Annotated in this window: 20 protein-coding genes; 8 read left to right on the top strand and 12 right to left on the bottom strand. The window is 59.1% G+C overall.

Features of this window, described 5'->3' with window-relative positions; translation table 11 throughout:
* Positions 1-4 precede the first annotated feature (4 nt).
* From algG to yaaA, 7 genes are all read right to left on the bottom strand, one after another.
* Positions 5-1,576 carry a mannuronan 5-epimerase AlgG gene (gene algG, locus ACOYXE_RS17625; RefSeq protein ID WP_160056012.1) on the bottom strand — a complete coding sequence of 524 codons (1,572 nt, stop codon included), beginning with the start codon at positions 1,574-1,576 and terminating at the stop codon, positions 5-7.
* Between the two features lie 26 nt (positions 1,577-1,602).
* Positions 1,603-3,084: an alginate export family protein gene (locus ACOYXE_RS17620; RefSeq protein WP_102900627.1), complete on the bottom strand. Its 1,482-nt coding sequence runs from the start codon at positions 3,082-3,084 to the stop codon at positions 1,603-1,605.
* The gene (gene algK, locus ACOYXE_RS17615) at positions 3,081-4,589 is read right to left on the bottom strand and encodes an alginate biosynthesis TPR repeat lipoprotein AlgK (RefSeq protein ID WP_318271631.1); all 1,509 of its coding nucleotides are present in this window, start codon (positions 4,587-4,589) and stop codon (positions 3,081-3,083) included. Before algK ends, ACOYXE_RS17620 begins: the two co-directional genes overlap by 4 nt.
* Before the next feature lie 9 nt (positions 4,590-4,598).
* On the bottom strand, positions 4,599-5,768 hold the full coding sequence (locus tag ACOYXE_RS17610) for an alginate biosynthesis protein Alg44 (RefSeq protein ID WP_077571216.1): 1,170 nt from the start codon (positions 5,766-5,768) through the stop codon (positions 4,599-4,601).
* Positions 5,769-5,803: 35 nt separating this feature from the next.
* Complete coding sequence (alg8, locus tag ACOYXE_RS17605; RefSeq protein ID WP_007914304.1) at positions 5,804-7,285, bottom strand: mannuronan synthase; 1,482 nt, start codon at positions 7,283-7,285, stop codon at positions 5,804-5,806.
* A gap of 87 nt (positions 7,286-7,372) precedes the next feature.
* On the bottom strand, positions 7,373-8,689 hold the full coding sequence (locus ACOYXE_RS17600; protein WP_008087506.1) for a nucleotide sugar dehydrogenase: 1,317 nt from the start codon (positions 8,687-8,689) through the stop codon (positions 7,373-7,375).
* 811 nt (positions 8,690-9,500) lie between these two features.
* Entirely contained in the window at positions 9,501-10,280 is a 780-nt protein-coding gene (gene yaaA / locus ACOYXE_RS17595) for a peroxide stress protein YaaA (RefSeq protein ID WP_160056016.1), read from the bottom strand.
* A gap of 328 nt (positions 10,281-10,608) precedes the next feature.
* Here yaaA and ACOYXE_RS17590 point away from each other — a divergent pair, with 328 nt between their 5' ends.
* From ACOYXE_RS17590 to ACOYXE_RS17565, 6 genes are all read left to right on the top strand, one after another.
* On the top strand, positions 10,609-11,733 hold the full coding sequence (locus tag ACOYXE_RS17590) for a polysaccharide deacetylase family protein (RefSeq protein WP_160056018.1): 1,125 nt from the start codon (positions 10,609-10,611) through the stop codon (positions 11,731-11,733).
* 337 nt (positions 11,734-12,070) lie between these two features.
* Positions 12,071-13,465, top strand: coding sequence for a PhoH family protein (locus ACOYXE_RS17585; protein ID WP_016985016.1), 1,395 nt, complete (start codon positions 12,071-12,073; stop codon positions 13,463-13,465).
* A gap of 186 nt (positions 13,466-13,651) precedes the next feature.
* Positions 13,652-14,125 (top strand): cyclic pyranopterin monophosphate synthase MoaC, encoded by a 474-nt coding sequence (moaC, locus tag ACOYXE_RS17580; protein ID WP_160056020.1) that lies wholly within the window; start codon positions 13,652-13,654, stop codon positions 14,123-14,125.
* A complete protein-coding gene (locus ACOYXE_RS17575) occupies positions 14,122-14,364 on the top strand; it encodes a MoaD/ThiS family protein (protein ID WP_016985014.1) in 243 nt (80 codons plus the stop codon). The genes moaC and ACOYXE_RS17575 overlap by 4 nt, the downstream gene beginning before the upstream one ends.
* Before the next feature lie 3 nt (positions 14,365-14,367).
* A complete protein-coding gene (gene moaE, locus ACOYXE_RS17570; protein ID WP_038357637.1) occupies positions 14,368-14,820 on the top strand; it encodes a molybdopterin synthase catalytic subunit MoaE in 453 nt (150 codons plus the stop codon).
* Between the two features lie 230 nt (positions 14,821-15,050).
* On the top strand, positions 15,051-15,827 hold the full coding sequence (locus tag ACOYXE_RS17565) for an ABC transporter substrate-binding protein (RefSeq protein ID WP_160056022.1): 777 nt from the start codon (positions 15,051-15,053) through the stop codon (positions 15,825-15,827).
* A 101-nt stretch (positions 15,828-15,928) separates the two neighbouring features.
* Here the strand turns inward: ACOYXE_RS17565 and ACOYXE_RS17560 are convergent, their stop codons facing one another.
* The 5 genes from ACOYXE_RS17560 to ACOYXE_RS17540 form a co-directional block, all read right to left on the bottom strand.
* The gene (locus ACOYXE_RS17560; RefSeq protein ID WP_064393297.1) at positions 15,929-16,555 is read right to left on the bottom strand and encodes a helix-turn-helix transcriptional regulator; all 627 of its coding nucleotides are present in this window, start codon (positions 16,553-16,555) and stop codon (positions 15,929-15,931) included.
* Between the two features lie 93 nt (positions 16,556-16,648).
* Positions 16,649-17,776, bottom strand: coding sequence for an NAD(P)/FAD-dependent oxidoreductase (locus ACOYXE_RS17555; protein WP_160056024.1), 1,128 nt, complete (start codon positions 17,774-17,776; stop codon positions 16,649-16,651).
* 149 nt (positions 17,777-17,925) lie between these two features.
* Entirely contained in the window at positions 17,926-18,870 is a 945-nt protein-coding gene (locus ACOYXE_RS17550) for an ornithine cyclodeaminase family protein (RefSeq protein WP_460926348.1), read from the bottom strand.
* A gap of 136 nt (positions 18,871-19,006) precedes the next feature.
* Positions 19,007-20,485 carry an ATP-dependent RNA helicase RhlB gene (gene rhlB / locus ACOYXE_RS17545; protein WP_460926347.1) on the bottom strand — a complete coding sequence of 493 codons (1,479 nt, stop codon included), beginning with the start codon at positions 20,483-20,485 and terminating at the stop codon, positions 19,007-19,009.
* Positions 20,486-20,581: 96 nt separating this feature from the next.
* Positions 20,582-21,238 (bottom strand): alpha/beta hydrolase, encoded by a 657-nt coding sequence (locus ACOYXE_RS17540; protein WP_460926346.1) that lies wholly within the window; start codon positions 21,236-21,238, stop codon positions 20,582-20,584.
* Between the two features lie 468 nt (positions 21,239-21,706).
* Between ACOYXE_RS17540 and ACOYXE_RS17535 the strand changes: the two genes are divergently transcribed.
* Together ACOYXE_RS17535 and ACOYXE_RS17530 are read left to right on the top strand one after the other, a co-directional pair.
* On the top strand, positions 21,707-22,738 hold the full coding sequence (locus tag ACOYXE_RS17535) for an amino acid ABC transporter substrate-binding protein (protein ID WP_007914328.1): 1,032 nt from the start codon (positions 21,707-21,709) through the stop codon (positions 22,736-22,738).
* 66 nt (positions 22,739-22,804) lie between these two features.
* Complete coding sequence (locus ACOYXE_RS17530; protein ID WP_160056032.1) at positions 22,805-23,986, top strand: amino acid ABC transporter permease; 1,182 nt, start codon at positions 22,805-22,807, stop codon at positions 23,984-23,986.
* Positions 23,987-23,992: the final 6 nt, after the last annotated feature.

Genomic DNA, 23,992 nt, shown 5'->3' with positions numbered 1-23,992 from the left:
ATCCTCAGTCCTGCATTTCGGTCTGGCGTTCGACAGGGTCGATCAGCACGGCTTTCTGCTGGCGCACCAGCAGGTCGAGAATTTCATCCTGGCGCTCGCCGAGGATGCCGTTGAAGCTGATGCCGCTGGATTTGGTCGGCGCCAGCATCGACACGCGATACAGCTCGACACTCAACGGTGAATCGATCGACAGCGGGCCGCTGCCATTGGCTGCCAGCTCACCGCCAACGACGATCAGCGACACCTGTGCATCGAACGGGTCGAGCTTGATGTCACGGTCGGTGTCGGTGAGGTCTTTGATGTGGCCGTAGACACCGGTCAAACCGTTGGCCATGGCGACGTTTTCGTAGAGGCGGATGTTCACGCTGTTACGAATGCGGATGCCGTGGCGCTTGTTGCTGATGACCTTGTTGCCCCACAGCAGGTTGTCGGCGGACTCGTAGAGGGTGATGCCGTCGGTGTGGTTCTTGTAGATCTCGTTGTAGGCAATGATGTTGTTGACGCTGTTCCGGTCGATCACCAGGCCCGAGAGTTTGTTGTCGTAGCTTTTGTTGTTGAAGATGAAGCTGTCGTTCACTTCACGGGAAATAATGATCCCGTGCTTCTTCTTCGTGCCGTAAACAGTGTTCTCGGCAATGATCAGGCCGTGGGAACGGTCGTGCGGGTCGATGCCGTAAACGATGTTGTCTTTGTAGGTGTTGCCCTTGACCACGAAGTCGCGGGTCTCGTAGCAGTAGAAGCCGTACCACATGTCGGAGAACTCGGAGCCGACGATCCAGCCAGTCGGTTCAGGGCGCTTGAGGACCTTGGCCATGTTCGGCGTGTACTGGGAAATACTCACCCCGTACGACTTACTGTTGGCGTAGCCGAAGCTGGCCATCTTGCTGTTGACGATGTAGGTCTCGGTGCCGCCCCAGGCGAGCAGGAACGGACGGAATTCCTTCGGCGAACGGAAGGTCGCCGGACCGTTTTCCTTTTCGCGCCAGCCGGTGACTTTGGTGTCGCGCACGAACAGTTGGCCGTCGTTGACCATGAACGCACCGGCCTCTTGCGACAGGCGCAGTTCCTGGGTCTGGCCGTCGATTTCGAGGATGCCTTTACGGCCCACGACGATCGGCAGCTTCGACAGGTACACGCCCGGCGCGGTCTCGCTGAAGTACTGCTTGGGCAGCTTCTTCGCCAGATCCTTGAGGTTCATGTAACCGTCGTCGACAAAGATTGCCTGCGGGATGCCGTGCTGACGCACCACCCATTCGGCCATTTTGTTGTCGCCGCCGATGAAGTCCTTCAGCGCGTCTTCCTGCATCATCCGGCGCACGCTGATCTTGCCCGCTTTGCTGCGGTTGACCTTCGCGGCGGCGGCTTCGGCGGTGTAGCCGGAAATGTCCGGCAGTTTCGGCGCGGCCAGATTCAGCGCCTCGGTGGGTGCGCTGCTGACGGTGTAGGTCTTGGCTTGTTGCAGCTCCTTGGCCGTGGTCGCAGGCTTTGCCGGCTCCACGTTGGCAAAGGCGCCAGCGCTGGCCAGCAGCATCGCGCCGGCCAGCAGGCTGAGTGAGCCTATCCTGGTGCTGATCATGTCGGGCACTCCCTTGGCGGTTTGCATCAGAAGCGCCAGATCACGTCGATGAACGCGCGGTGCATGTACGAATCAACCTGCTTGCCGTAGGCATCGCCCGGCTTGAACACACCGCCACGGAAGCGCACGAGGGCTGAAGGCTCGTCGATCGACTGGCTCAGCGCCGCCGGCAACAGGCCTTGCTTGAAGTACTTGGTGACGACCAGATCCATCTCCTGACCGAGGTCCTTGTTGCCGTCTTCAAGCGGCAGCGAGGTGCTGGAAAGGATCGCGCCGGTGACGTCGTCGGTGTTGTTTTCCACCGCGTTGATACCGTTGCTGCCGACTGGCTTGTTGCCGTCGACACGCCAGAACTTGTGGTAGATCAGGCTGGCGTCGTACTCGTCGTTGACCATCCACGAACCGAACAGGGTCGCGGTCTGCATGTTGTTCATTTCGCCACGGAAGGCTTCGCCGAAACGGTGAACCCGCGAGCGCGTACCGGTGTAGTTGGAGCGGTTGCTTTCCAGACCGGTCTGCTCGTAATCGGCGCTGGCGCGGGCATAGGCACCGCCGACTTGCCATTGCGGATCGAGGCGCAGACGCACACCGATGTCGGTGGCCCAGCCGTTGACGTCATCGCTGCGCTTGGCTTGCGCCGGGCGCGAACCATCGGCGTTCAGCGCGTTGACCGTGTCGCGGTCGCCGCTCATGCCGGTGATGCTGCCCCAATAGTTGACGGTGTTGGTGTTGCGCCAGTTGTAGGCGTCACTGTCGGCGGTCAGGCCGATCCAGCTGATGTCGCCGTTCTCGGTCTTGTCCAGCGAGTCGCGCGGTACGCCCGGTTCGGCGTAATCGAGTTTGCCGTCATCGTGGGTGTGGTGACCGCGAATGCCGACCCAGTTGCCCGGCGTCCACTGGTAAGCGGCGTCGGCGTAGGCGTGCAGGCGATCCTTGTCTTTCGGCGCCAGCTCTTTCAAGTCGGTGCGGTATTCGCTGAAGCGTTCGGCGACACCGGCGTTGGCACGCAGCAGGGTGGTGTCGAAGGTCCAGTTCAGCGCTTCGATATTGGTGTCGCGCCATTGGCCGTCGTCATTACGCAGACGCTGGCGACCGAACTTGAGCATCTCGCCCGGGTACGGGGTGAGGCCGCTGTAACCGACCCAGAACTCGCGCATCGCCAGGTAGTTTTTCTTGGTTTTGCGATCACCGTTGTCGGTGGCTTGTTCACCGTCGGATTGTTGCAGGGTGTCGGTTTCGATGATGTCGGTCGAGGTCACGGCCTGGCCCATGGCGTAGGCGCTCCAGGCGCCGCTTTCGCCATAGATCCACGGACGCAGGTCGAGGCCGACGCCGTTGACGTCGCCGCCGCTGGCGGTGCCGAGGTCACGGTCATCTTCGGACTGGCCGGTGACTTTCACTTCGAGGCCGAAGTTCTTGGTTTCAGTCATCGCGGCCAGTGTCGGGCAAGACCAGATCAGCGCGAACGAAAGGCCAATGCCGGCCTTCACGAATGGATTCAACTTCATAATTTTTCCTCGCCGTCTTCTTCTTGCAGGGCGTGCAGTTGCAGCGTGTTCGGGTTCAGAGCGCCACGGCTGGCTTGCTCTTGTTGCAGCAGACGTTGCGCTTCGGCCAGTCGCTCGGGCGGCAATTGCGCGGCGAGGGTGGTCGCCAGCTCATCGGCTTGCGGAGTGTTTTGCGCCTTGGCCAATTGGCTGAACACGTAGGCGTTGAGCGGGTCGGGTTTAGTGCCCTTGCCTTGGGAGAACAGTTGCGCGATGGCGAAGTCGGCGCTGTTCTGGCCGTTGCGCGCGGCGGTCAGCAAGTGGTCGAGAGCCTTTTGCGGATAGACCTTGCCGAGGTAGCCACGGCGATAGATCTGGCCGAGGTAGTAGTCGGCGGCGACTTCGCGGCCAACGGCTTTCTGGAAATGTTCTTCGGCGACTTTGGCGTCGGCCGGGACCATTTTGCCTTCGTAGTAGAGCTTGCCCAGCAACAGTTCGGCGCGCGGCTGGTCGGCGGCGCGGCCGTTGTCGAGGTATTTCATCATCTGGTCGACGTCGCCCAGTTCCGGGTAGTCGTAGAGCAGTTGCGCGAGGGTCACCCACGACGCCGGGTAGCCCGGAGCGATCGGCTCGAGCAGCGACTGCGCGGTTTTCTCGTCGGGCTTGCCGAGGGTCGAATCGGCCAGTACACGGGCCACGGAATCGACGCGCTGCGCGGTGACGGTGCCACGGCTGTAACCGGCCTGCATTTGCTTGATCAGCTCGGCTTGTTGCTCAGGCTGGGCGCGTTTCTGGTAAACGGTGGCCAGTTCGACGTAGCAGATGTCGGTGGTGTTGAGCGCGGCTTTGCAGATCTTTTCCACGTCATCCAGGTGCTGATCGTAGGTGCCTTGGGTGCGATACAGCAGCACCTGCGCCAGACCGGCTTCCGGGTAGCCGGATTTGCGCCATTGATCGATCTGCTGCTGCGCGTTGATATTCGGGAAACTGTGCGGGTATTGCAGGTAGAGCATCGCCAGCGGGATCAACGTGTTGCCTTCGCCATTGGCGGCGGCTTTTTTCAGCAGGGTTTCGGCTTCGTGGTGCTCGGCTTCGGTGGAGCCCGGCTTGGCCACCAGCAAACGGCCGAGACGCGCCTGTGCACGCGGCGAAACACTGGCAGCGGCGCGGTAAGTCGCCTCGGCCTGTTTCATTTGCGCCGGGTCGCGGCTGTCGACCTGGATATCGGCAAGACCGACTTGCGCTTCGCTGTAACCCAGATCGGCCAGTTGCTGATAATTCTGCGCGGCGGTGGCGGTATCGCCCCGCTTCAGCGCTTCGTTGGCCAGACGCTGATCGGGCAGGCCGGCGCAACCGGCCAGACTGACCGCCAATGCCAAGGCACACACTGTTCCCATGTAGGAGTGAGCCTGCTCGCGATTCAGGCGGCGCGGTACATCAGACACACCGCGCTGATCCAATCGCCGGCAGGCCAGCTCCCACAGGGATCGCGGTGTTTTCAGGATGGGTGGAGTAGTCACAGGCATGTCCTCGACTTAAAGACCGGCAGCCATGGCTTTGTCGATCAGCCAGTTCAGGTTCGGGCCACGATCGCTGTTCACTTCCACCGGGCGGCCGGCGAGGCTGCTGTCGAGCGGCTCGTCAGGCTGGATCTGTACGCGGATATCGGAGGACAGGTCGGCGCTTTTCAGGCTGGTGCTGCTGACGATCTTGCCGGTGCGGGTCTTGTCTTCGCCGGCAATCTGGAAGCTCACCGGAGTACCCGGACGCACGTCACCGAACTGGCGATAGGAGAAGCGCGCATCGACGGTGGCTTGGGTGTTGCGCGGCACCAGTTGGAAGATCACATCGCCCTTGCTCGCGTATTGACCGTCAGCCACCAGTTGCTGGGCCACGGTGCAATCGCATGGCGAGGTCAGGGTGCCGGTCATTTGCTTGCCGAACAGTTCTTCAACCTTGGCCGGGGACAATTGATCTTCTTCCAGATGGCCCTTGAGCACGTCGAGCATGCTGGTGCTGAAGGTCGCCAGTGGCGCGCCTTTGGCCGCAACGCCGTCGGACTTGACCAGGCTCTGCACGGTGCCGTCGCGCGGCATGGTGATGTTCATCCCCGGCACGCTGACCAGACCGGCCTGCGCGTGGCTGACGAAGTACATGCCATACACCGATTTGAAAATGAACCCCGCCGCGACCAGGCCGACCGCAAAGATACCGGCGCTGAACGTTACCGCTTTCAGGCGCCCGAACGGGGTCATGCCGGAGCCGCCGTCCTTGACCTTGCGTGCCTTGGTGAAGTTGTCGCGCTGCAGGGTCGCCAGAACTTCGCCGATGCTGACGATGTCGCCGGCCAGGTGCGAAGTGATCAAGTGGCGCAGGGTGGAAATGTCCTGCTGCTCGAGGTTCTGGAACTGGCAGCCGACGCGGCCGGTCTGGCGGTCGTAGGAACGCACTTGCAGTTCAACGTCCATCGCCAGGCCGAGGTTGTCTATGACGAATTGCAGACGCGCCTTGTACACCTCGCCGATGGTCAGCGGCATCTGCCCGGCGTTGAACGCCAGACCACCGGCGGACAGGTCGAGCACCCGCGCTTCTACCGGGGTCCGGTCGGGACCGAAGAAGCGCAGTTTGGCCGGGATTTTCACACGGGCGTGTTGGCGCTGGGCTTCGGATTCATGCACTACGTTGGCGTTGACGGCGGTATTCATAGGGGCGATTTCCTTGTTAATTCAATAGGGGCGGGTCAGACCATCATCAGCAGCACGGCGACAAAAATGCTGCCGGCGGAGAAGGTCATGGTCCGAGACGACCAGGTGTTGAACCAACGTTGAAAGCTGGCGAGATCACGGGTCAGGGATGTGGGTTGGCGCGTCCAGGATTGTTGGTCGAGGCGGAAGAACACGTAGATCTTCACCAGCGCGCCAACGATCTGGTTGTAATAAAGAATCGCCGGGTAAGCCGGGCCGATGCGGTGACCGGAGCACGACAACAGCAGGGTCAGGATCAGGCGGGTGATGCCGATCCACAGCAGGTAAACGAGGATGAACGCGGTGCCGTATTTGAAGCTGGCGATGAGCGCCACGGTCAGACCGAGCAGGGATGTCCACATCGATACGCGTTGATCGAACAGCACCACCGAGGTGAACGCGCCAAGGCGTTTCACACCCAGGCCCAGTGCTCGCGAGTTCTGGCGCAGGTTGTTGCCGTACCAGCGGAACATCAGTTTGCGGCTGGCCTTGATGAAGCTTTTTTCCGGCGGGTGTTCAACGGTGTTGATCGCCGCGTCAGGCACGTAGAAGGTGTCATAACCCAGGCGCATGAGGCTGAACCAGCTCGACTTGTCGTCACCGGTCAAAAACTTGAAGCGGCCCAGACGCCAGTGTTGCAGCGAGTCGCTTTCAACGTCGGCGATGAATTCCGGATTGGTCACCACGGTGGCGCGGAACACCGACATACGACCGGTCATGGTCAGCACGCGTTTGGACAGGGCCATCGAGCACATGTTGATGTGGCGCTGGGCGAAACGCAGCTTGTGCCATTCGCTCATGATGTAGCCGCCGCGTACTTCGCAGAACTCGTTGGTGGTCAGGCCGCCGACGTTGCCGAACAGCTGGAACCACGGCACGGTCTTGCGCACGGTGCCTTCGCCGAGCACGGTGTCGCCATCGATCACGGCCACCACGGCGCGGTCGTCCGGCAGGTGACGGGAGATCGCGCGGAAACCGTAGGCGAGGCCATCGCGTTTGCCGGTGCCGGGAATGCGCACGAAGTCGAGCTTGACGCGGTCGGGCGGATTCATCCGTGCCCACAGTGCCTTGACCAGCAGCTCATCGGACATTTCGACGATCGAGCAGACCACGGTGGTCGGCAGTTCGCAGTCGATGGCTTCGCGGATCACCGAGCTGTAGACCTGCGCGGTGGTCAGCGCGTCGATACGGAAACTGGTGACCATCAGGAACACATGCGACGGGTCCGCCGCCTTGCCCAGCTTGCGCACTTTGCGGCGCAGGTGCGGGTAAACGATGTAGAGGAAAATCATGCCGCGCACAAAGTGCGTTGCACCCATCGAGTAGCGCCAGATACCCACGGCGCCAATCAGGAAAATGAAGTCCTTCGACTCGGAGTCGAATGTGGACGTGGGCAGCATCAAGGCCAGGCCCATCAGCAGACTGAGATAAAAAAGCCAGCCGGCTGATTGCAGAAAAAAATGTTTGAGCTTGCTCATCAGCGTCATCCGAAGGTAAGGGAGGCTTCAAGCTGCAAGCTTCGAGCTGCAAGTAATGCAGCTCGGAGCTTGTCGCTTAGGTCTGCATTACCAGCAGATACCCTCGGTGCGCGTACCGGCGTCGGTGGCTTTGGCCATGAAGCCGACCAGGTCGATGACCTGTTTGCCGTGCGGTGCTTGCTGGGCCAGTGCGCGGAATTTCTCGTCGCGGTTGCCGAGGATGATCACGTCGGAGTTGTCGATCACCGAATCGAAGTCCGCGTTGAGCAGCGACGACACGTGCGGGATTTTCGACTCGATGTAGTCCTTGTTCGCGCCGTGAACACGGGCGTACTCGACGTTGCTGTCGTAGATGCTCAGGTCGTAACCCTTGCCGATCAGCATCTCGGCCAGTTCCACCAGCGGGCTTTCGCGCAGGTCGTCGGTGCCGGCCTTGAAGCTCAGGCCGAGCAGGGCGACTTTGCGTTTGTCGTGGCTTTCAACGATGTCGAAGGCGTTCTGCACTTGCGATTCGTTGCTGCGCATCAGCGAGTTGAGCAGCGGCGCTTCGACGTCCAGCGAGCCGGCGCGGTAGGTCAGAGCGCGCACGTCTTTCGGCAGGCACGAACCGCCGAAGGCGAAGCCCGGGCGCATGTAGTACTGGGAGAGGTTGAGGGTCTTGTCCTGGCAGACCACTTCCATCACTTCACGGCCATCTACGCCGACCGCTTTGGCGATGTTGCCGATCTCGTTGGCGAAGGTCACTTTGGTCGCGTGCCAGACGTTGCAGGTGTACTTGATCATCTCGGCAACGGCGATGTCCTTGCGGATGATCGGTGCGTCGAGTTCTTCGTAAAGCGACTGCAGAACGTCGCCCGAGGCCTTGTCGAACTCGCCGATGACGGTCATCGGTGGCAGGTCGTAGTCGGCGATAGCGGTGGATTCACGCAGGAACTCAGGGTTGACCGCAACGCCGAAGTCGACGCCGGCCTTCTTGCCCGAGCAATCTTCGAGAATCGGGATCACCACGTTGGCAACAGTGCCTGGCAGTACGGTGCTGCGTACGACGATGGTGTGGCGGGTGGTCTTTTCACGCAGGACAAAACCGATCTCGCGGCACACCGCTTCGATGTAGTTCAGTTCCAGATCGCCGTTCTTCTTGCTCGGCGTCCCGACGCAGATCATCGACAGGTCAGTGTCACGAATCGCCTCGGCGAAGTTGGTCGTGCCACGCAGACGACCGGTCTGGATACCCTGTTGCAGAAGTTCACCAAGACCCGGTTCAACAATCGGCGACTTGCCGGCGTTGATCATGTCGATCTTGTCTTTGGCAACATCGACGCCAACCACGTCATGGCCCCGAGCAGACAGGCAACCGGCACATACTGCGCCAACGTAACCCAAACCAAATATGCTGATGCGCATCGCAATTACCTCTGTATATATCAGGCCTTAGAGGGCCGGAGTTAATGGTGTTCAGCGTTCATTAGTGCACTCGAAAGTGCGGCTTACAGGCGCCACAATGCCGTGTGCAGGCATACTAAGTTTCGAGTGTCTAAATAAGTGCACTCAAGATGTGCGCAACCAGGCCTTGTTGTTATGACTTGCCCTGTTATGCAGCCGATCTTCCTTGTGGAAGACTCTTGTGCAATCGTCTTGCGCGCTCGAAAGCAGGATTAAAGTCCTGTAAATCAAGCGGTTTGGTGCTCAGGCGAGCACGTTTATAGGGGCGCGGCCATGGCCTTTGTAGGGGATATAAATGGTGCGTATCTCCTGTCCATCGTTTCGTAATCAGACTAGTTAGTCATCTAGGCAAGTTGCTGTGACAACTTGGTTACATGGCCATCTGCTCTGCGTAAGTTATCTCGTACAAACTCAGCGAGAATCGTTACCGGTGGTATGAGCTATGCATTCGGACGAAGTTCCTGTCCGCTCATCGCGAAATCTGAAATTTCTTGAAATATTGTCAGAGATGGCACTAATCTCAATTTGATAGCACTTTCGTTTCCGACCTTTATTAACAGGCGAATAATCACGTTAGATAGTTTTGTGCCACTACGCTGAAAAAATTTAGGTGCCACTACTGAAAAAAATGATCAGTGTCGAGTGAAACTAATCTTAGAAAAGACAGGGAGGATTTTCTGGCGCCATAAAAATGGCGAAAAGCAGCGGGGTTTTTTTGACATCGTGCGAGCTGCACGACTCTATATAGAAAGAGTCGTGCATTGGGCATGCTTTATTCGGGGGCGTGGTCGCGCAAAAATACCAGATTGTCCGGTTTCGACTGTTCGACGCTGTAGCGATATCCCTGCACATCGAATTGCTTGAGCAGGGTCGGATCGTTGATTTTTTCCTGGATCACGAAACGGCTCATCAGACCGCGAGCCTTCTTCGCGTAGAAGCTAATGATCTTGTACTGACCGTTCTTCTGATCCTTGAACTCGGTGTTGATGATCCGTGCGTTCAATGCCGTTCGTTTGACCGCCGAGAAGTACTCGTTGGAGGCCAGGTTGAGCAGAACGTCGTCGCCTTGATCGGCCAACGCTTCGTTCAGCCATTCGCTGATGCGCGTGCCCCAGAAGGCATACAAGTCCTTGCCCCGGGCGTTGGCCAGTTTGGTGCCCATTTCCAGGCGATACGGTTGCATCAGGTCGAGCGGGCGCAGCAAGCCATACAGGCCTGACAACATGCGCAGGTGTTTTTGCGCGTAGTCGAAATCGGCTTCGCTGAAGGATTGCGCGTCGAGACCGGTATAAACGTCACCCTTGAACGCGAGCAGCGCCTGCTTGGCGTTTTCCGGAGTGAACGCGGGTGTCCAGCTGCCGAAACGCGCGGCATTTAGCCCGCCGATCTTGTCCGACACGTGCATCAGTTCGCTGATTTGCGCAGGCGTCAGGTCGCGCAGTTGCTGGATCAGTTCCTGGGAGTGGTCGAGGTATTGCGGCTGAGTAAAGCGCTGGGTCGCCGGCGGTGTTTCGTAATCGAGGGTCTTGGCGGGGGAAATCACCATCAGCATGAAGTCGTCTCCTTTAATTGTGGAGGCGATTCTAGGGGGTTGTCGGTGTTGACTCCAGCTATAGGGGCAATAGGTGTGGGGAAGCTTGGGCATTTGCGACGGTTGGTGGATTTTTCCCTCACCCCAGCCCTCTCCCAGAGGGAGAGGGGGCTGACCGAGTTGTACTGTCGATTTACGCCGACATGATCTATCGAGTTGAACTCAAATTTTGAAATCAATGAAGATCGGCTCCCTCTCCCTCCGGGAGAGGGCTGGGGTGAGGGCAGCGTCCGTGAGCGTTGCACATCAGCTATAGTGCCGCGCGGGTTTTGTTATGGAGACATCCCTTTTGCGCATTGTTCTTTTATTGACCGCGTGGCTGTTAAGCGTCGGTGCCATCGCGGCGCCGGGCGATGTGGCGACGCTGGATCGCAGCACCTGGCCAGAGCAGCTCAGCAATCCGACGCTGTTTGATGTGGCTTCACGGGCGGAAATCCTCATGTTCGCCCGTGGCCTGCTCGGCACTGAATCGATGGACGAGGCCGCGTTGGCTCAGCGCCTGGGCCTGCGCACAGTCAATATCGATGCGGTCAACAGCCTGCGTCAGCGCCTCTGGCAGCGCTTGTTGGCGAACTACAACTACGCCCAGCAAAGCTGCGATCAGGACGCCTCGTTCTGTTTCCTCGTCGAAGACCTGCCGACCCTGCGTGAGCAAGCCGCCAAGTTCGTGGTCAGTGACGACAGCTATTACACCAAGTGGGCCGAACCGAGCCGGATCTTCCATTTGCAGTATCTGGATGAGTTGATGCGCAAGGCTGCGTTGTCACCGCAAACCAGCAATGAATTCGATCGTTTCGGAGACTACGAGCGCAACGGCGACGACATGCACGACCGGCTGTTTCTGCTGACTTTCGACAGCGCCGCCAACGTGCAACCGGATAACACCGGTTGGCTCACCGAATACCTGCGCAAGGCAAACCTGAGCGGCACGTTCTTTGTATTGGGCAAGGATATTCAGGCGCGGCTGGCCGATCGTTCGGTGAGCAGTCTGCAGGCGGGCTTCTCGAAACAGTGCGTCGGCGTTCAAGGTTGGGAGTTCCGCTCCCACAGCCATTGGCAGGACTGGCAGGATTCGGTGCGGCGCAGTGCTGATCTGGTCAGGAATAAATTGCCGGAAAACTATGTGCCGCTGTTCCGTCCGCCAGAAGGGCAACGCCGCAGTGATGCGCAAGGTTTCTTCAACACCCAGGGCCTGCAAGTGGCACTGTGGGACATCGATGCCCAGGACGGCGCCGGCAAACTCAAGGGCTCAGCGAGCGCGCAACGAGTACTGACCCTGATGCTGTTGTGGCGTCACGGGGTGATCAATTTCAACATGAAACAGGACGCGGTGAAGACCTCGTTGCCGTGGCTGATCACGCAAACCGCGCAGAGCGGTATCGGTTGGGAAGACTGTCAGAACGCTTTTCGCTGAGAAACGAAGAAAGCCCGGAAACATTGGGCGTGGGGCGATTTTTTTGCAGGATTCGGTGCAGGCGGACTTCCGACTTTAGCGGGGTCTTGGCAGTCCGCCAAGGGCTTTTCGTCACTCTGCAAAATAAACTTAAAAAAACCGTCAAAGTACTTTTTTATGTCATCGGTTTTGGAGTATTACGAAGACAGACCGCCGAAACCTGCAACACAGGTGGCGTCTTCCAAGACCCGTTTGTTTGCAGTCACTTGAATCTCCGCAGGTGAGATTTCGGCAGTCACTTCGAGGCGCAGCACCGCCCAGGTATTGCGTCTACTGGCTCTGACAAAGGTGACCGAGTATGGATGATCACGGACGTAGCCCTTCCTCCAACCAGCCAATCCTGTATGTACTCGATACCAACGTATTGATTCACGATCCAAACGCCCTGCTGAATTTCGAAGAACACCACGTCGCAATCCCGATGACCGTGCTTGAAGAGCTGGACAAGCTCAAGAGCGGGCATCACAGCGTGGCCGCTGAATGCCGTCAGGCCATCCGGCTGATCGACAAGACCCTGGGCGATGCGTCCCCGGAAGATGTCGAGCTGGGTGTGCCGATCCAGCGCGGCAAGGGCGGGCCGAAGGGCTTACTGTCAATACTGATGAGCAAACAGGCCGAATCGAATCTGATTCTGCCCGAGCACCTGAACGACAACAAAATCATCAACCAACTGATCGATCTACACACCCGCGACCCGAAAAAACCGGTGGTGCTGGTCACCAAAGACATCAACATGCGCCTCAAGGCGCGCGCCTGCGGCATCGATGCCGAGGATTACAGCACCGACCAACTGGTCGATGACGTGTCCCTGTTGCCCAACGGCTACCACAACATGACCGGCTCCTTCTGGGACCGCGTGAGCAAGGTCGACACCCGTCAGGATCACGGCCGCACCTGGCATCAAGTGCAACTGATCGATAATCTGCCGGCAGTGCATATCAACGAGTTCATCATTGATGAACAGGGCTTTGTCGGCTGGATCAAGGAGATCGACGAGGCCAAGCTGCTGATCCTCGACCTGCATCAGGAACCGCTGCTGCATCAAGAGGCCTGGGGGCTCAAGCCGCGCGACATTTATCAGAGTCTGGCGTTGTACGCGTTGCTCGATCCGGACATTCATCTGGTCAACCTGTCGGGTGCCGCCGGTTCCGGTAAAACCATTCTGGCACTGGCTGCGGCGATCGAGCAGACCATGGTCAGCAAGCGTTATCGCCGCATCATCGCCACCCGCAGCGTGCAGGGCCTGGATCAGGAGATCGGCTTCCTGCCCGGCACCGAAGCGGAAAAAATGGAGCCTTGGCTGGGCGCCATCACCGACAACCTCGAAGCCTTGCACATGGATGACGAAAACACTCATGGCAGCGTCGACTACATCCTCAGCAAAGTGCCGTTGCAGTTCAAATCGCTCAACTACATTCGCGGTCGCAGCTTCCAGCAGAGCCTTATCCTGATCGACGAATGCCAGAACCTCACGCCGCACCAGATGAAAACCATCATCACCCGTGCCGGCGCAGGTTCCAAAGTGGTGTGCCTGGGCAACCTCGCACAGATCGACACCCCTTACCTGTCCGCGACCAGCTCCGGGCTGACCTACCTGACCGAACGCTTCAAGGATTTCCCCAACGGTGTGCACATCACCCTGCAAGGGGTGCCTCGCTCGATTCTGGCCGAATACGCCGAAACCCACCTGTAAAACAGCTGCAAGATTCAAGCTGCAAGCGGCAAGATACAAGCGTAGAGAGTGTTTCTCTCATGCCCTTGTAGCTTGCCGCTTAATGCTTGCAACTGCTTAAATGCTGCCATTCCATACCTGCAAACTACTGCGCTTTTCACTTGCCGCTTGTAGCTTGCCGCTCGCAGCTGCCTCAAGGAGGCCCCCGTGCTGACTCATCTCGATTCCCAAGGTCGCGCCAACATGGTCGACGTCACCGAAAAAGCCGTGACGTTCCGTGAAGCGACGGCCCAAGCGCTGGTGCGCATGCTCCCCGCAACGCTGCAGATGATCGTCAGCGGCGGTCATCCCAAGGGTGACGTGTTCGCCGTGGCGCGCATTGCCGGCATTCAAGCTGCGAAGAAAACCAGCGATCTGATTCCCCTTTGCCACCCGCTGATGCTGACCGGCGTCAAAGTCGAACTCAGTGCTGAAGGCGAAGACACCGTGCGCATCGTTGCCCGCTGCAAATTGTCCGGGCAGACCGGTGTGGAAATGGAAGCATTGACCGCCGCCAGCGTTGCCGCCCTGACCATTTATGACATGTGCAAAGCCGTCGATCGTGGCATGACCATCGAAAGCGTGCGCCTGCTGGAGAAGGTCGGCGGCAAGAGCGGGCACTTTCAAGCGGAGCAGCCATGAACCTGACCGTGAAGTTTTTTGCCCGTTACCGTGAAGCGCTGGGCGTGGATTCGGTAAAGGTTGAGGGCGATTTCGCCACCGTCGACGACGTGCGGGCATTGTTGGCACAACGCGATGGCGCCGAGGTGCTGAGCGAGCAGAACCTGATGTGTGCACGCAACGAAGACCTCTGCCAGCTCGACGAGCCTGTGGTTGATGGCGACGAAGTGGCGTTTTTTCCTACCGTGACCGGGGGCTGAGCCATGGCTATTCGCGTGCAGGCCACGCCGTTCGACCCAGGCGCTGAAGTCAACGCGATGCACGCGGCCAACGTCGGCGTCGGCGCGGTGGTGAGTTTTGTCGGCTACGTGCGCGACTTCAACGATGGCCTGGATGTGGCGGGGATGTTCCTCGAGCACTATCCGGGCATGACCGAAAAAGCCCTCGGCAAGATCGCCATCGAAGCCGAACAGCGTTGGCCGCTGCTGAAACTGGAAGTGCTGCACCGCATCGGCGCGCTGGAACCGGGCGAGCCGATCGTCTTCGTCGGCGCCGCCAGCGCCCATCGCCAAGCCGCGTTCGATGCTTGCGCCTTCGTCATGGACTACCTGAAAACCCGCGCACCGTTCTGGAAGAAAGAAAACACCAGCGACGGCCCGCGTTGGGTTGAAGGGCGGGACAGTGATCATGCCGCCGCGGATCGCTGGAAGAAGTAAATCAAAAGATCGCAGCCTTCGGCAGCTCCTACATTGGGTCGGCATACCCCTGTAGGAGCTGCCGAAGGCTGCGATCTTTTTGCTTCTGCCTCGAATTGACGATTTGTACATATAAGTCCAAGATGGATTTCCAAGTACAAAAAAGCTTCAATCTTGCCGCTCGTAGCGCCTCGCTAGCAGCTGCTCTTCTTCATCTTGCCAAACCAACAACAACCCGCGAGAGAACGAACATGAAGAAACTCCCCCTCATCACCGGTCTGGCCCTCAGCCTGTTAGCCTCAGCCAGCGCGTTCGCCGCCGAACAAACCCTGCGCATCGGCATCGAAGCCGCTTACCCGCCATTTGCGTCGAAAACCGATAAAGGCGAAATCGTCGGTTTCGACTACGACATCGGCAACGCCCTGTGCGCGCAGATGAAGGTCAAGTGCGTGTGGGTTGAAGGTGAGTTTGATGGTCTGATCCCTTCGCTGAAAGTGAAGAAAATCGACATGGCGCTGTCATCGATGACCATCAACGAAGACCGCAAGAAGTCGGTGGATTTCACCCACAAGTACTACTTCACTTCGTCGCGACTGGTGATGAAGGAAGGCGCAACGGTCGATGACCAGTACGCCAGCCTCAAGGGCAAGAACGTCGGCGTGCAGCGCGCAACGACTACTGACCGTTATGCCACCGAGGTGTTCGAGCCGAAGGGCATCAACGTCAAGCGCTACAGCAACAACGAAGAGATCTACATGGATCTGGCGGCGGGGCGGCTGGATGCGATTTTTGCCGACACTATTCCGCTCAATGACTTTCTGTCGATGCCGCGGGGCAAGGGTTATGCGTTTGTCGGGCCTGAGTTGAAGGATCCGAAGTACGTGGGCGAGGGCGCGGGGATTGCGGTGCGCAAGGGTAATGCCGAACTGGTCAGCCAGTTGAATGGCGCGATTGATGGCATTCGTGCGAGTGGCGAGTACCAGAAGATTTCCGAGAAGTATTTCAAGTCCGATATCTACGGCGACTGATAGTCCGCTATCGCGAGCAGGCTCACTCCTACATTTGGAATGCGTTCCCCCTGTAGGAGTGAGCCTGCTCGCGATGGCGTCAGAGAAATCACCGCAAATCTCTAGCCCTTCATTTCCTTCAAATGCTTGTACACCGTCGCCCGCCCCATATTCAGCACATTGGCCACATAGTTCGAGGCGCTCTTGCCCTTGAACGCGCCTTCGGCGTGCAGCGCCAGCACCAGCTCACGTTTGTGATCGCGGGTCAGCACATTCAGGCTCAATTGCCGCTCGCGCAGCCAAGCGTGGAGGAAGGTGTTGATGCGCTCCTGCCAGTCATCACGAAACAGTGAGTCCGGTTGCGGGATCAGTTTGCTCGGCGACAGGAACAGGTCCAGCGCCGCCTTGGCGTTCTCGAACAGCGAAATATTCAGATTGATGCACAGCACCGCCAGCGGCAGGCCTTCGCTGTCGCGCAGGACGCTGCTCAGGCTGCGAATCTTCTGGCCATCCCAATTGAGCTTTTCGTACGGGCCGATGTTTCTGTCGCTGACATCCTCGCTGAGCATGTCTTCCAGTGACGAATCGTCACCGATTTCGCGTTTGGACAGGTTGTTGGCGATGTAATCGACCTTCTGTGTGCGCAGGTCGTGCAGCACCACTTCGGCGTGCGGAAAGAACAGTGTGGCGATGGCATCGGCGATGGCGCGGAAGTTATCCAGCGCCGGGTCGAATTCAGGGGCGGTCATGACAGTGGAGCTCCAGGCAGCGTCAACGCCCCCGTGATCAGGAGGCGCTGCGAGTGTGCCGCAATCCGTTGGGCGCGTCATCCGGATGGACGATCAGGCGAGGCGGGCAGGCGAGAGCATGGCGCTGCTCAGACCGAAGTTACGCAAGTGCTCGGGCAGTGGCTGACCACGCACCAACTCCGCGCTGGCCTGGCCCATCGCTGGCGAAGTCTGGATGCCATAACCACCTTGCGCCGCGACCCAGAACAGCCCCGGCACCTGCGGATCGAAACCGCTGAGCAGATCACCGTCGCCGACGAAACTGCGCAGCCCGGCCCAGGTGCGGGTCGGGCGGCGGATGGTCAGCGTGGTGGCTTCTTCGATCTGGTAAATGCCCATGGCGATATCCAGTTCTTCCGGCTGCACATCGTGGGGTTCGACCGGGTCGGCGTTGGCCGGCGAGCCGAGGAACATGCCAGCGTCGGGTTTCATATAGAAGGACTCGTCGAGGCTCACCAGCATCGGCCAGTGATGAATGTCGACGCCTTCGGGGCCGGCGAAGATGAATGCGGCGCGGCGTTTCGGTTGCAAGCCCAAGGGCTTGGCGCCGGCCAGTGCACCGATCTTGTCGGCCCAGGCGCCGGCGGCGTTGATGATTACCGGTGCGCTGAAGGTCTGGCCGTTTGTTTGTACGTGCCAGAGGCCGTCGGCGTCGCGGTTCAGGCCGAGTACTTCGCAGTCGGTATGCACTTCGCCGTTGTTGCGACGGATGCCGCGCAGGTAGCCCTGATGCAGGGCATCGGTGTCGATGTCGCTGGCGCTCGGGTCGTAGATCGCACCATGGACTTTTTCCCGGCGCAGGATCGGCAGGCGTGCGCAGGCTTCGTCGGCGCTGAGCAATTGCATCTCCGGCACGGTGGCTTTGGCGCTGAGGTATTGGTTGTTGAGTTCGGCGGGGTCGCCGGTGAAGTCGACGGTCATTTCGCCGCGCGGGGTCAGCAGCGGGTGTTCGCAGAAGCCGGCCGGCGGATGATCGAAAAACTCGCGGCTGGCCTGGGTCAGTGCACGTACCTGCGGTGTGCCATAGGCTGCAGTGAACAGCGCGGCGGAGCGCCCGGTGGAGTGATAGGCCGGGTGCGATTCACGTTCGAGCACGATCACTTTGCCGTGCGGCGACAACCAGAAACCGCTGGAAGCGCCGGCAATTCCGCCGCCGATGATGATGAAATCTGCCTGGCTCATGAGGTTCTCCAGTGAGTAAGCAATATCCAATAGTTCGCTATCCCCTGTAGGAGTGAGCCTGCTCGCGATAGCGGTGTATCAGGCAACAATAATGCTGAATGTAAGACCGCATTCGCGAGCAGGCTCGCTCCTACAGGGGATTTGTGGTGTTAGTGGGTTAAGTGATAAACCGCATTGGCCAGGGCGATGTCTTCCAAGCCAAGGCCGATTGAACGGAAAAACACGTGACGATCGTAATCGGGGCGCTGGACTTTCTCGCTGAGCAAGTCGGCGAGATCGCCGACAATCAAATCCTTGCTCCAGCCATGCTGTTCACTGGCAATCAGCATCTCACCCGCCGACCCCGGAGTGGTCAGACGATAGTCACAGAACACCTGCATGTCGTTGAGGCTCTGCGGCGGCACTTCGTGGGCACGTGGGGCGTTGGTGCTGATCGAGGTGATCAGGGCCGGTTTGCTCAGAGCGGCAGGATCGATCACCGGGCCGGGGGACGAGGTACACAGCATGATCACATCAGCCTCGGCAATGGCCGCTTCACGGCTATCGGCAATTTTCAGATTGGGCGTGATGGCTTTCAACAGTGCCTGGGTTTGCGCGTCGGCGGACAGGCTTGGCGAATACAGGCTGATGCTCTGCCAGTCACGCAGCGATTTCACGTAGTGCAAATGCGCCTGGGCAACCTTGCCGCTACCAATGATTGCCAGTCGCGTGGCATTGACCGGAGCGAGGGTGTCGACCGCCACGGCCGTGGTCGCGGCGGTGCGCGCGGTGGTCAGTTCACCGGCATCGCAGAGCAGCAGCGGTTGGCCGGTTTTCATCGACATCAGCAGCGTCCACGCCGTCACCAACGGGCCTTGCTCGCGAACGATGTAGGGCGAGGTCTTTACGCCGTAAACGCCGTCTTCAGCCAGCACGCCCAGGTAGTTGATGAAGTCACCTGCACCTTGAGGAAACTCCACCAGTTGCTGCGCCGGCTGCACGGCATTTCCCGCGGCGAGGTCGCGAAACAGTTTGCGCAGGATCTGCGGCACATCGATGCGCGCCAGCAGCTCGCGGGCCTGATGCTGGTCGATCACGTAGGGCGTACTGGACATATCAGGCTCCGAAAACGAAATCTAAACTTGTTTGTCCATTATGGACTTTTAGTTTTCTCTCGCAAGCACCTGATGAAACGCCGGACGAAAAAAAAGCGCAGTCCGTTGCCGGCTGCGCTTTTCTTTTGAACGTCGCTTACTGCGGACGCTTGCGCTCAACCGCACGCAACAGATGCGTCGGCGGCGTTTCACAGCTGATCTTGCGACCGAGCTTCTCTTCGATGGACGGCAACTGGTAGGAGTCGTCCTCACCGGCGAAGCTGATCGACACGCCATCGGCGCCAGCACGACCGGTCCGGCCGATGCGGTGCACGTAGTCGTCCGGGACTTCCGGCAGGGTGAAGTTGATCACGTGGCTGATGCCGTCGATGTGGATGCCGCGACCGGCGACATCGGTGGCGACGAGTACGCGAATCTTGCCTTCGCGGAAACCTTCGAGGGTCTTGATGCGCTTGTGCTGTGGCACGTCGCCGGACAACTGCGCAGCGTTCACACCGTCGCGCACCAGACGCTCTTCGATACGGCGGACTTCGTCCTTGCGGTTGGCGAAGACCATCACCCGCTCCCAGCCATTATCGTTGACCAGGTTGTAGAGCAATTTGTACTTGTCGGCACCGGCCACGGCGTAGATGTGTTGCTCGACGTTTTCGTTGGCGACGTTGGTGATTTCGATTTCGACGATCGACGGATCGGTCGTCCACTGCTTGGCGAGGTTCATCACATCTTCGGTGAAGGTCGCGGAGAACAGCAGGGTCTGGCGTTCGCTTTTCGGCGGCGTCTGGCGAATGATCTGGCGCACTTGCGGGATGAAACCCATGTCGAGCATGCGGTCGGCTTCGTCCAGCACCATCACTTCGACCATGTCCAGATGCACGTCGCCGCGCTGGTTGAAGTCGAGCAGGCGGCCCGGGGTGGCGACGAGAATGTCGCAGTGACGCGCTTCGAGGTGTTTGAGCTGCTTGTCGAAATCCATACCGCCAACGAAGGTCATGACGTTGAGGCCGGTGTACTTGGTCAGGTCGGCGGCGTCCTTGGCGATCTGCACCACCAGCTCACGGGTCGGCGCGATGATCAGCGCACGAGGTTCGCCCATGTAGCGTTCTTTCGGCGGCGGCGTTTGCAGCAGTTGAGTAATGATCGAGATCAGGAACGCGGCGGTTTTGCCGGTACCGGTCTGCGCGCGACCAATGGCGTCTTTGCCGGCGAGGGTGAAGCCCAGCACCTGCGCCTGGATCGGCGTGCAATACGGGAAGCCCAGATCCTGAATGGCATGCATCAGTTCTGGTGAAAGCTTGAAATCATGGAAGCGGGTTTTGCCTTCCTGTGGCTCGACGACGAAGTCTTCGAGTTTCCACGGAATGACCGGTGCCTTGGGCTTCGGTTCGCGGCGCGGTCTGGCCGGTTTCGGCTCTTCATTGCGCGCAGGCTCGGCGGCGATTGGCGCGGCCGGAGCGGGTTGCGGGTCTTGCTTCGGTGCTGCTACGGCAGCGGGGCGGTCGGCCTGGGGCGCATCGTTGCGATGACCGGGGGCGTGCGACGGCGCACTGGGAACTGGCGCGAGCTGCTCAGCCTCGCTTTTACCGAACATCTTCTTGAGTGCTTTGAGCACGGTCATCTCATCAATTGGTTAAGGAATGTACGCCGGCCAGTGTAATGCAAGAAACGGGCGCGGCGTAGTGTGATGATCAAAGGGCAGGCATTGCTGGCGTGATCAGCGCAGACGTTCGCTCAACCAAACGCCAATGTCGCGAATCTCCTCGGGTAACACTTCGTGCTCCATTGGGTATTCCTGCCATGTCACGGTGACACCATGCTTCACCAAATGCTCATAGGCACTGCGGCCCATCGAGTTCTGCACCACGCCATCGAACTGGCCGTGCAGACATAGCGCGGGAATCCGCTGCTGACTGGCTGAAAGCTCCATCTCATCATTGAAAGTCGGCGCATACGTCGATAACGCCAGCACACCACCCAACGGCCCCTGCCATTTCACAAAAGCGGTGTGCAACACCACGGCGCCACCCTGGGAAAAACCGGCGAGGAAAATCCGCGAGGCGTCTATTCCGCTGGCGCGCTCGTTTTCGATCAATTGAATGATGCGATCCGCCGACGCTTCCAACTGCTCACGGTCAATCGCCCGCGCCGGGCTCATGGCTTTAATGTCGTACCAGCTCGGCATGGCATATCCGCCATTTATCGTCACCGGAAGAGTCGGCGCCTGCGGCAGGACGAAGCGCGTGCTCAACAGGCTTTCCTGCAACGCTTCCGCCACCGGCAGGAAATCGTAGCGGTCGGCGCCGAGGCCGTGCAGCCAGATCACGCAGGCGTCTGCGGGCTTAACAGGCTGAAGAATCAAGGGCTCGGTCATGTCTGCTCCAAATATGTGCGGGCGCTCTCATTAAGTGCGTGATTCGAGTGCGCGCCCGGTTGATCCGTTAAGAAGATGTCGCAAGGGTACAAGTTTTGCTCTTGACCTGTCGCCGAATCGATTCCGCGACAGGTGTGGTACGGGCTTTGCTATGGAAGGTTTTGTACGAAGCGTCCTACGCGTGGCGGTAACACTATCAGTGTACGACCCGCGACGGGATGGCAAAGAATCCGGTGATGGATGTTCGCCAATGGCCGCTACGGGCGCAGCGAACGTGAAAGGGCTACAGCCCGTTCGGCCGATTGGTGAGAAGTGAGTTGTCCATTATGTGGATTTTCTCCTACTAGACTCATAGCGAAGGTCTTACGTCGGTTGACCCCAAAAAAAGCCAACACGGGTCAACAACGCCTCAAAAGGGTGCGACTGGACTCAAGCTCCGACACAACAAGAGCAAAACTGGAGGTTTGAATGAAGATGTTGAAATCCACCCTGGCCATCGTGACTGCAGCAACAGTACTCGGTGTCAGCGGGTTCGCTCAGGCGGGTGCAACCCTGGATGCAGTGCAAAAGAAAGGTTTCGTGCAGTGTGGCGTGAGCGACGGTCTGCCGGGCTTCTCGGTTCCGGACGCGACCGGCAAGATCCTCGGGATTGATGCTGACGTCTGCCGCGCTGTGGCCGCTGCCGTATTCGGCGACGCGACCAAGGTCAAATTCAGTCAGTTGAACGCCAAGGAGCGCTTCACCGCGCTGCAATCGGGCGAGATCGACATCCTGTCGCGTAACACCACCATGACCAGTTCGCGTGACGCGGGCATGGGCCTGAAATTCCCGGGCTTCATTACCTACTACGACGGCATCGGCTTCCTGGTGAACAACAAGCTGGGCGTGAAGAGTGCCAAAGAGCTGGACGGTGCAACTATCTGCATCCAGGCCGGTACCACCACCGAGCTGAACGTTTCCGACTACTTCCGTGGCAACGGTCTGAAATACACCCCGATCACTTTCGACACCTCCGATGAAAGCGCCAAATCGCTGGAATCCGGTCGTTGCGACGTGCTGACCTCCGACAAGTCCCAGCTGTTCGCCCAGCGCTCCAAGCTGGCCTCGCCGAAGGACTACGTGGTTCTGCCGGAAACCATTTCCAAAGAACCGCTGGGCCCGGTCGTACGTAACGGTGACGACGAGTGGCTGGCCATCGTGCGTTGGGTTGGCTACGCGCTGCTCAACACCGAAGAAGCCGGCATCACTTCGAAGAACGTCGAAGCTGAAGCCAAGTCGACCAAGAACCCGGACGTCGCCCGTATGCTCGGCGCTGACGGCGAGTACGGCAAAGACCTGAAACTGCCGAAAGACTGGGTTGTGCAGATCGTCAAACAAGTCGGCAACTACGGTGAAATCTTCGAGAAAAACCTCGGCAAGAGCACTCCGCTGGAAATCGACCGCGGCTTGAACGCCCTGTGGAACAACGGCGGCATTCAGTACGCACCACCAGTGCGCTAATGGTTCTATCACCCGGCGGGCCAACCGCCGGGTGATGTTCTTGTTCCATTTCTTCCGGGGCACTTCATGCAAAATTCAATCGGCGCACCAAAGCAGAGGCTCAGCCTCAGCGATCCACGAGTGCGTGCGTGGCTATTCCAGATCATCACCGTTGTGGCGGTGGTCTCGCTGGGCTGGTACTTGTTCGACAATACGCAAACCAACCTTCAGCACCGGGGCATTACCTCCGGTTTTGGCTTTCTGGAGCGCAGTGCCGGTTTCGGCATCGCTCAACACCTGATCGACTACACCGAAGCGGACAGCTATGCCCGCGTCTTTGTCATCGGTCTTCTCAATACCCTGTTGGTGACGGTGATCGGCGTGATTCTGGCGACGATTCTCGGTTTCATCATCGGTGTAGCGCGGCTGTCGCAGAACTGGATCATCAGCAAACTGGCGACGGTGTATGTGGAAGTGTTCCGCAACATTCCGCCGCTGCTGCAGATTCTGTTCTGGTACTTCGCGGTATTCCTGACCATGCCGGGGCCGCGCAACAGCCATAATTTCGGCGACACCTTCTTCGTCAGCAGCCGTGGCCTGAACATGCCAGCCGCGCTGGCGGCTGATGGTTTCTGGGCGTTCGTGCTCAGCATCGTGGTGGCCATTGTCGGCATCGTGCTGATGACGCGCTGGGCCAACAAGCGCTTTGAAGAAACCGGCGTACCGTTTCACAAGTTCTGGGTGGGGCTGGCGATTCTGCTGGTGATCCCGGCGTTGTGCGCATTGATCTTCGGCGCACCGCTGCATTGGGAAATGCCCGAGCTCAAAGGCTTCAACTTTGTTGGCGGCTGGGTGCTGATCCCGGAACTGCTTGCCTTGACCCTGGCCCTGACCGTGTACACCGCGGCGTTCATCGCCGAGATCGTGCGTTCGGGGATCAAGTCGGTCAGCCATGGCCAGACTGAGGCGGCGCGTTCCCTCGGCCTGCGCAACGGTCCGACCCTGCGCAAGGTGATCATTCCGCAAGCCCTGCGCGTGATCATTCCGCCGCTGACCAGCCAATACCTGAACCTGGCGAAAAACTCTTCGCTGGCGGCCGGTATCGGTTATCCGGAAATGGTGTCGCTGTTCGCGGGCACGGTGCTTAACCAGACCGGCCAGGCGATCGAGGTGATTGCCATCACCATGAGCGTGTACCTGGCGATCAGTATCAGCATTTCCCTGCTGATGAACTGGTACAACAAGCGCATTGCGCTGATCGAGCGGTAAGGAAAA

The sequence above is a fragment of the Pseudomonas sp. MC6 genome (genome assembly GCF_054790575.1).
Note: the sequence above shows the minus strand (reverse complement) of the source record. Positions and strands in the feature narration are given on the sequence as shown.

Excerpts from the sequence above, each read along its gene's own strand:
- ACOYXE_RS17575 (WP_016985014.1), top strand. The coding sequence starts at position 14,122 with ATGAACCTGACCGTGAAGTTTTTTGCCCGTTACCGTGAAGCGCTGGGC.
- rhlB (WP_460926347.1), bottom strand. The coding sequence starts at position 20,485 with ATGACCGTGCTCAAAGCACTCAAGAAGATGTTCGGTAAAAGCGAGGCT.
- algG (WP_160056012.1), bottom strand. The coding sequence starts at position 1,576 with ATGATCAGCACCAGGATAGGCTCACTCAGCCTGCTGGCCGGCGCGATG.
- ACOYXE_RS17540 (WP_460926346.1), bottom strand. The coding sequence starts at position 21,238 with ATGACCGAGCCCTTGATTCTTCAGCCTGTTAAGCCCGCAGACGCCTGC.
- algK (WP_318271631.1), bottom strand. The coding sequence starts at position 4,589 with ATGCCTGTGACTACTCCACCCATCCTGAAAACACCGCGATCCCTGTGG.
- ACOYXE_RS17600 (WP_008087506.1), bottom strand. The coding sequence starts at position 8,689 with ATGCGCATCAGCATATTTGGTTTGGGTTACGTTGGCGCAGTATGTGCC.
- moaE (WP_038357637.1), top strand. The coding sequence starts at position 14,368 with ATGGCTATTCGCGTGCAGGCCACGCCGTTCGACCCAGGCGCTGAAGTC.
- ACOYXE_RS17550 (WP_460926348.1), bottom strand. The coding sequence starts at position 18,870 with ATGTCCAGTACGCCCTACGTGATCGACCAGCATCAGGCCCGCGAGCTG.
- ACOYXE_RS17530 (WP_160056032.1), top strand. The coding sequence starts at position 22,805 with ATGCAAAATTCAATCGGCGCACCAAAGCAGAGGCTCAGCCTCAGCGAT.
- ACOYXE_RS17610 (WP_077571216.1), bottom strand. The coding sequence starts at position 5,768 with ATGAATACCGCCGTCAACGCCAACGTAGTGCATGAATCCGAAGCCCAG.
- ACOYXE_RS17585 (WP_016985016.1), top strand. The coding sequence starts at position 12,071 with ATGGATGATCACGGACGTAGCCCTTCCTCCAACCAGCCAATCCTGTAT.
- ACOYXE_RS17560 (WP_064393297.1), bottom strand. The coding sequence starts at position 16,555 with ATGACCGCCCCTGAATTCGACCCGGCGCTGGATAACTTCCGCGCCATC.
- yaaA (WP_160056016.1), bottom strand. The coding sequence starts at position 10,280 with ATGCTGATGGTGATTTCCCCCGCCAAGACCCTCGATTACGAAACACCG.
- ACOYXE_RS17555 (WP_160056024.1), bottom strand. The coding sequence starts at position 17,776 with ATGAGCCAGGCAGATTTCATCATCATCGGCGGCGGAATTGCCGGCGCT.
- alg8 (WP_007914304.1), bottom strand. The coding sequence starts at position 7,285 with ATGAGCAAGCTCAAACATTTTTTTCTGCAATCAGCCGGCTGGCTTTTT.
- ACOYXE_RS17565 (WP_160056022.1), top strand. The coding sequence starts at position 15,051 with ATGAAGAAACTCCCCCTCATCACCGGTCTGGCCCTCAGCCTGTTAGCC.
- ACOYXE_RS17620 (WP_102900627.1), bottom strand. The coding sequence starts at position 3,084 with ATGAAGTTGAATCCATTCGTGAAGGCCGGCATTGGCCTTTCGTTCGCG.
- ACOYXE_RS17535 (WP_007914328.1), top strand. The coding sequence starts at position 21,707 with ATGAAGATGTTGAAATCCACCCTGGCCATCGTGACTGCAGCAACAGTA.